The 7,346-nt window shown below is 72.4% G+C and carries 5 protein-coding genes, 2 tRNA genes and 1 pseudogene; 3 read left to right on the top strand and 5 right to left on the bottom strand.

Going from position 1 to position 7,346, the window contains the following annotated elements; genetic code table 11:
* Nucleotides 1–328 precede the first annotated feature (328 nt).
* Together trmB and ACGFYU_RS15385 are read left to right on the top strand one after the other, a co-directional pair.
* Nucleotides 329–1,075: a tRNA (guanosine(46)-N7)-methyltransferase TrmB gene (gene trmB / locus ACGFYU_RS15390; protein ID WP_393827781.1), complete on the top strand. Its 747-nt coding sequence runs from the start codon at nt 329–331 to the stop codon at nt 1,073–1,075.
* Between the two features lie 43 nt (nt 1,076–1,118).
* Entirely contained in the window at nt 1,119–2,519 is a 1,401-nt protein-coding gene (locus ACGFYU_RS15385; RefSeq protein WP_393827755.1) for a PrsW family intramembrane metalloprotease, read from the top strand.
* On the opposite strand, the gene ACGFYU_RS15380 is transcribed toward ACGFYU_RS15385, so the two are convergent.
* The 3 genes from ACGFYU_RS15380 to ACGFYU_RS15370 form a co-directional block, all read right to left on the bottom strand.
* A complete protein-coding gene (locus tag ACGFYU_RS15380) occupies nt 2,428–3,474 on the bottom strand; it encodes a M23 family metallopeptidase (protein WP_393827754.1) in 1,047 nt (348 codons plus the stop codon). The genes ACGFYU_RS15385 and ACGFYU_RS15380 overlap by 92 nt on opposite strands.
* 292 nt (nt 3,475–3,766) lie before the next feature.
* The gene (locus ACGFYU_RS15375) at nt 3,767–4,939 is read right to left on the bottom strand and encodes a PP2C family protein-serine/threonine phosphatase (RefSeq protein WP_393827780.1); all 1,173 of its coding nucleotides are present in this window, start codon (nt 4,937–4,939) and stop codon (nt 3,767–3,769) included.
* A gap of 189 nt (nt 4,940–5,128) precedes the next feature.
* Nucleotides 5,129–5,202, bottom strand: a tRNA-Met gene (locus ACGFYU_RS15370).
* Nucleotides 5,203–5,504: 302 nt separating this feature from the next.
* Here ACGFYU_RS15370 and ACGFYU_RS15365 point away from each other — a divergent pair.
* Nucleotides 5,505–6,761: a hypothetical protein gene (locus ACGFYU_RS15365; RefSeq protein ID WP_393827753.1), complete on the top strand. Its 1,257-nt coding sequence runs from the start codon at nt 5,505–5,507 to the stop codon at nt 6,759–6,761.
* A 72-nt stretch (nt 6,762–6,833) separates the two neighbouring features.
* Here the strand turns inward: ACGFYU_RS15365 and ACGFYU_RS15360 are convergent.
* Together ACGFYU_RS15360 and ACGFYU_RS15355 are read right to left on the bottom strand one after the other, a co-directional pair.
* A tRNA-Lys gene (locus tag ACGFYU_RS15360) sits at nt 6,834–6,906 on the bottom strand.
* A gap of 152 nt (nt 6,907–7,058) precedes the next feature.
* A pseudogene (locus tag ACGFYU_RS15355) lies at nt 7,059–7,346 on the bottom strand (RNA helicase); the annotation flags it as partial.

Here is a 7,346-nt window from a genome sequence, read left to right as displayed (position 1 = left end):
TACTTTCTCTTCGGTTCGTCCCCCACATCCCCCAGCGCCCCCTTCGCAGCCCCGTCCCGCTGGTCAGCGCCCCCCCCCCCCCCCCCCCCCCCCCCCGACCCCGCCCCGCCGCACCCCGCCCCGGCAGCCCGGCCCGAACCCGCTCCCGACCCCGACCCGGCACGCCCCGGCACGACGCCCCGCCCCGCCCCAGCAGCCCGGCACGGCAAAGGCACGCCCCCACCCCCCGGCGTAGAATCACGGCATTGTGTCTGAGTCCCTGAACCCCCAGCCCAGCCTCCCGGTCGCCGACCCCACCCCCGGCCCCGCGCCGGAGGCGAACTCGTACGTGCCCCCCAAGTGGCGCACCGAGCCCCGCTTCCCCGACGGCCCCGCGCCCGACCCGGCCGGCTCGCACCACGAGCGCCGGATCCGGAGCTTCCAGCCGCGGCGCAGCCGGGTCACCACCGGCCAGGGCGAGGCGCTGAAGCGCCTCTGGGGCACCTGGGGCCTGGACATCGACGGCCACGACGTCATCGACCTCAAAACCCTCTTCGACGGCCTCCCCGTCATCCTGGAGATCGGCTTCGGCATGGGCGAGGCCACCGCCCAGATGGCCGCCGCCGACCCCGGCACCGGGATCCTCGCCACCGACGTGCACACCCCCGGCCAGGGCAACCTGCTCGCCCTCGCCGAGCGCAACGGCCTCACCAACATCCGCGTGGCCAACGGCGACGCGATCATCCTGCTCCGCGAAATGCTGCCGCCCGCCTCCCTGGCCGGCATGCGCGTCTACTTCCCGGACCCGTGGCCGAAGGCCCGCCACCACAAGCGCCGCCTGATCCAGCCCGAGTTCCTCACCCTGGCTGCCACCCGCCTGGCCCCCGGCGCCGTGCTGCACTGCGCGACCGACTGGGAGCCGTACGCCGAGCAGATGCTCGAAGTCCTCACCGCACACCCGGACTTCGAGAACGCGCAGCCCGACGGCGGCTACGCGCCGCGCCCCGACTTCCGGCCGGTCACCCGCTTCGAGGGCCAGGGGCTCGACAAGGGCCACGTCGTACACGACCTGCTCTTCCGTCGCACGGAGAACTGACAACGTCACCGCGCGTGTCAGACCGGCTCGGTAGGGTCATCATGTGTTCCGAGCGCTCACGTCTGTGCTCGCACGTCCGTCGGGCACGGTCCGCACGTGCGTGCTCCTCGCCCTGCTCGCCGCCACCGGGATCGCGATCCTCGAACTCGTGCGGGAGCAGACCGGCACCCTCGGCTTCTTCGTCGGCCTCGGCCTGGCCCTGGTGCCGGTGCCGCCGCTCATGGCGGCCTTCCGGTGGCTCGGCCGGGCCGCGCCCGCGCCCTGGCCGCAGTTGCTGTTCTGCTTCGGCTGGGGCGCCTGCACCGCGGCGCTGATCGCGATACTGGCCAACAGTTTCGCGACCCAGTGGATAGCCGCGGCCGCCACCGATCCCTCCGATGCCGACCAGCTCGGCTCCGTGGCGATCGCCCCGGTGGTGGAGGAGAGCGCCAAGGCGGCGGCCCTGCTGCTCGTGTTCGTGTTCCGAAGACGGCAGTTCACCGGACCGGCGGACGGTTTCGTGGTGGCCGGCTTCACCGCCACCGGGTTCGCCTTCACCGAGAACATCCTCTACCTCGGCAACGCCTTCGGTGAGGACGTGGCCGAAGGCACCGGCGTCCTCGACTCGGTGACGGCGGCGACCTTCTTCGTCCGGATCGTGCTCTCGCCGTTCGCGCACCCGCTGTTCACGGTGCTCACCGGGCTCGGTTTCGGCGCGGCCGCGGTCAGTGCCCGCCGTACGCGCAGGATCGGCCTGCCGCTGCTGGGCCTGGCGCTCGCGATGGTCCTGCACGCCCTGTGGAACTGCTCATCGCAGTTCGGGGAGTACGGGTTCTACGTGGTCTACGGCTCCGTGATGGTCCCGGTGTTCGGGCTGCTGGTGTGGCTGGCCGTGCGGATACGGCGCCGCCGCCTGCGGGCCGTCGCCGGCGAGCTGGCGGTGTACGCGGCCGCGGGCTGGCTCGGTCCGGCCGAGGTTCCTGCCCTGGCCTCGATGCCGGCCCGGTCGCTGGCCCGAGCCCTGGCCCGGCGCAGCGGGGGCCGGGCCGCCGGCCGGGCGGTCGCGCTGTACGAGGCGGACGCCGCCGCGCTGGCCCTGCTGCGGAACCGGGCGCGCCGCGGCGGCCCCGCCGAGGAGCCGGATTTCGCGGGGCGGGAGCGGGAGTTGCTCCACAGCCTGTGGATGCGCCGGGCGACGGCGGGTCCCGCGCTGGTCCGCGCGGCCGTCATGGAGGAGCTGCTTCCGCCACTGTTCGACCCCCTGGCCCGCAGACAGGGCACCACCACCGGCCTCGGCCCGCCGACCGCACTGGCCGGCGTACCGGCTCCGCGGCGACCGCACCCGGTGGGCCCGGACCTCGTGGGCTCGGACGCTAGACGTTCAGGCCCTTGGACTCCAGCCAGGCCAGCGGATCGATCGTCGAACCGCCCTTGCGGACCTCCAGGTGGAGATGGGGTCCGGTGACGTTGCCGGTGGCGCCGACCCGGCCGATGGTCTCGCCCGGAGCCACCGAGCCGGAGGTCACCGACATCGAGGAGAGGTGGCAGTACCAGACCTCCGTACCGTCCTCGAGCTCCAGCACGATGCGGTAGCCGTACGCACCGGACCAGCCGGCCGAGGTGATCTTCCCGGCGGCCACGGCCTTGGCCGGGGTGCCGGTGGGGGCGGCGAAGTCGAGGCCGGTGTGGTGGCCGGAGGACCACATGGAGCCGGAGTCCCCGTAGTGCGAGGTGAGGGTGTAGGCGGAGGTGGGCAGGGAGTAGCTCCCGGACTGTTGGGCGAGGCGCTCCTGCTCGGCCTTGGCCTCGGCGGCCTCCCTGGCCTCCTTCGCCTCCTGCTCCGCCTTCGCCGCTGCCTCGGCCGCAGCCGCCTCGGCCGCCTTGCGCGCGGCCTCGACCTTGTCCTTGGCCTCCTGGGCGGCGGCTTCCCGGGCGGTCCGCTCGGCCTCCGCCCGGGCCTGCGCCTCGGCGGCGCCCTGCTGGGACTCGGCCTGCTGGAGGATGCGGTTGCGCAGTACCTCGCCGGCGTCGGCCCGGTGGTCAGACTGCCGCGGAATGACCCCTGTCCGCACGGCCGTCCCGGCCTCGGCGTCGGAACCGCCGTCCGTCTGTCGGCCGTTGTCGCCTGCGCCTCCGTGCCCCGAGTCTCCGCCGGTCATCAGATCGGGCAACGAGGGCAGGGATATCGTGACTTGGGGCCGGTCCTGTGCCGTGGCGATGCCGCTCGCGCCGACCGCCGCGATCACGCCGACGCCGAGCACGGTGGAGCTGCGGGCAAGTCCCCCGCGCTGCTTTGCCACTCGGTGCTTGCCGCGGACCGGGCGGACCGAATCCTCGGTGGGATTCCACTCGCCCCAGGCACCCGCGGTGGGCTGCTCCTGGATCTCTACGCCTTCAGGGGCAGGCAAGTTGGAGGCCACCGGGGCACGCTCCTCATTGACACGCACGCGCACGGCGCCGTCTCTTGCGACGGCTGGGACGACCGCACTGCGTTATCGAAAGGTAATAGACGCGGGGGAATGATTCCAAGCTGTTGCGATTGATCGTTCCTACCAATCGGCCACTCCCCGATGACCTCTGGCCTGGGCTTTTAGCCACAAACAGGTATCAAGTCGGGCAAAAATTACGAGACTCCCCCACCCCTCGGACCACACAAGCAATATGACGATTCGTCAATCTCCTTGCTCAGAGCGGCATTTCAACTACAAAGCGTTACAGGTCACCGTTACGGCGGACCACCGGCACCGTCCGCCGCCGCTCCGGCTGACCCCGCCCCGGCCGGCCCACCGCCAGCAGGGCCATGTCATCCGTGGTCCCGCGCCCCGCATGCCGGCGCACATCGCTGCTGAGCGCGCTCAGCAGCTCCGCCGGGCCGGGAAAGACCCGCCCGCGCAGCCGGTCCGCCGGATCGTAGAAGACCCCCGCCCGGTCCCGGGCCTCCGTCAGCCCGTCCGTGTACAGCAGCAGGGTGGTCCCGGCCGGGAAGTCCCACTCCTCCGCCAGGTCCGGCCACCCGCCCAGCTCGCCCATCCCGAGCGGCAGCGCGTGCTCCGTCGGGGCGAGGACCGCCAGCTCCCCGTCCGCGTACAGCAGCAGCGGCTCGGGATGGCCCCGGTTGAGCAGCCGCAGCACCCCCGCCCCGGGCGCGATCTCGCCGAGCACGCACGTCGTGAACCCCTCCACCGCGTCCAGGCTGTCGCGCCGGGTGCCCTCCCGGGCCAGGGCCCGCTCCAGCCGCTGCGCCACCGCCTCCAGCGTCGGCTCGCTCTCCGCCGCCTCCCGGAAGGCCCCGAGGACCACCGCGACCGCCTCCACCGCCCCCAGCCCCTTGCCCCGTACATCGCCCACCGCCAGCCGCACTCCGTACGGGGTCTCCTGGACGGCGTACAGGTCCCCGCCGATGAAGGCGTCCGCCTGCGCGGCCTCGTACCGGGCGGAGACCTGCAGGCCGCCGATCCGCTCGGCCGGGGTGGGCAGCACGGCCCGCTGCGCCGCCTCCGCGATCCCGCGCGCGGAGGCGAGCTGCTCGCCGCTGCGCCGCACCACCCGGTTGATCAGCAGCGCCAGCCCGGAGACGGTCAGTACGGTGACCAGCTCGGTCAGCGCCTCGGCCTTCCAGCTCGTGCCGTTGTAGACGTGCAGCAGGACCACCGCGAGCGAGGCCAGCATCCCGGTCACGGCCGTGGCCCGGAGACCGAACAGCGGGGCGGCGATCAGCGGGGCCGCGGAGAAGAAGGGGGATCCGGTGAAGCTCGGCGGGGTCAGCACGTCGAAGACCAGCCCGAGGAGGATCAGCGCCCCCGGCAGCGTCCGGACCACCCGCTGGGCCACGGCGTTGCCGACGCCGCCAGCACGCCCCCCGTTGTCCTGCCGGCTCAGCCCCACCACGCCGCTCTCTCCTGCCGCCCGTTCCCTCGCTCGGCTGCGGGCCCGCCATCGCCTCGCCCCTCAAGGCTGGCGGCACGGGCCCCGCACGGCGACCCGGCACGGGCCGATGGGGTGACGGGGCGTGAGGTGACGTACGGGAACACGACGAAGGCCCGGTTCCACAAGGAACCGGGCCTTCGTACTGAGTAGCGGGGACAGGATTTGAACCTGCGACCTCTGGGTTATGAGCCCAGCGAGCTACCGAGCTGCTCCACCCCGCGTCGGTGAACCCAACTCTACGCCATCCGGGGAGGGCCCTTCGCCAATTAACCGCCGACCCACCCCCAGGACCCTCATCACCGCAGGTCAAGGACGTGAAACCGATCCGGAGCCGGGCCGGGCGAGCCAAGATCGTCTCTGTTGCACGCCGGTGACACAGCGGGGATCGTTCCGGGATCGGTCACGGGCGAGGATTCACCTGTCGCCAAGGCCAGGGGGAACACGCACCGGCCGGGCGGCACCCACCACACCCACCGGCTCGGCGCTCTGCCGTTGCCCCTGTGATTCCTGAGGGGAGTCCACCATGTCCGTTCGCACCGCAGCCGCCATCGCAGTCGTCGCCGGCGTTGTCACCACTCTGCTGCCGCTCTCGGCCACCGCCGCGTCCGCCGCACCCGCCGCCGACGACCACGCCGTGCTGCGTACGGAGATGAGTGCTCCCGTTCCCAGCGGTCCGCTGACGCGCGGCGGGGCCACCGAGACCTTCCAGCTGACGGTGAAGAACCCGACCGGCAAGCCCGCCACGTACAAGCCGTGGATGCTGGTGGACCCGACCGGTGCGAGCCCGCTGAACCGCGGCGACGTGGTCTTCAAGGTCGACGCGGTGGACGCGCCGGCGACCACGTACTCGGTCGGCCAGCAGGACGGCGGGTGGCAGGGCCTGTTCTACCCGGCCTCGGCCAAGGGTGCCGGCTTCGACATCCCCGCGAACGGCAAGATGACCTGGAAGGTCACCGTCGGGCTCGGCGCGAACTACCCGACCAACGACGGGGACTTCACGTTCACCGCGGCCAGTTCCAACGCCTCGGTGGCGCCCGGCGCCATGGACTCCCACGTCTTCAAGGTCGACCCGCAGATCAAGACGGGCGAGCTCAAGACCTGGTTCAACCAGGTCGACTCCGGCAAGGACGGCGAGGACCAGCGCGCGTACCTGAACCTGAACTACCAGGCCACCGGCGACGGCACCTTCGGCAGCGCCCTCGCGACCACCCTCACCCTGTCGCACCCGGGCCAGGAGAAGGCCGACTTCCGGCTCCAGGGCCTGATCGACGGCCGCTGGCAGGACCTGAAGGGCGAGTCCAACCGCTACCGGCTGCCCCTGATCCCCAAGGGCTTCGGCGCCGCCTCCGGTATCCGGACCCAGCAGCTGCGGGTCAGCCTGGGCAAGGACACGGAGCTCACCAAGAAGACCACGATCACGATGGAGGCGGGGATCGGCCTCGCGGACGGCAACACCTACCAGTTCGGGGGCAGCGAGGTGACGTTCCCGCTCAAGCCGATCGTGGAGCCCGCGCCGTCCTCGACCCCGTCGACCACGCCCTCCAAGGCCCCGTCCTCCACCACCGTCGTGCAGCCGGTCTCGGCCACCTCCTCCTCGGCCGCCGTCGCCGCGGGCAACACCAACCTGACCACCACCACCGGTTCGGCCACCGGCTCCCTCGCCAGCACCGGCTCCTCCTCGGGCACCGGCCTGTACGCGGGCCTCGCCGCCGCCCTGGTAGCCCTCGGCGCGGCCGCCGCCTGGCTCGGCGCCCGCCGTCGCCGCGGCGTCTCGGCCTGAACCGTCTGAACCGCCTGAACACGACGAAGCGCCCCACCCGATGACTCGGGTGGGGCGCTTCGCACTGAGCGGTAGGCCATGTCGGACTCGAACCGACAACCAACGGATTAAAAGTCCGCTGCTCTGCCAATTGAGCTAATGGCCCTCCACGTGCTCACCCCAGAGCATAGCCGGACAGCGGCGGACAGCCGATCGGGTATCCGGCTACCGGCCTGTCGCCCGGCGGCCGGACGCACAACAGGGCCCCCACGACGGTGTCGTGGGGGCCCTGTCAGTGGTTCAGCTCAGGCCGGAGGATCAGCCGTTGCGCTTCCAGCGCGGCTTGTCGTCACGGCGGCCGCCGAAGGAGCCGGTGGAACCGGAGCCGGACGGACGGTGGTCGTCGCGGCGGCCGTACGGACGGTCGCCGGCGCCGCCGGAGCGGAAGCCGCCGGAGGGGCGGTCGTCACGACGGTCGCGGTTGAACGGACGGTCGCCGCCACCGGAGCGGAAGCCGCCGGAGGGGCGGTCGTCACGGTTGAAGCCACCGGACGGACGGTCGTCACGGCGGAAGCCGCCACGGTCGCCGCGGTCGTCACGGTTGAA

The organism is Streptomyces sp. NPDC048337, from assembly GCF_043201175.1.
Lineage (GTDB): Bacteria > Actinomycetota > Actinomycetes > Streptomycetales > Streptomycetaceae > Streptomyces.
The sequence above is the reverse complement of the archived record's forward strand: the minus strand, read 5'-3'. Positions and strand labels throughout refer to the sequence as shown.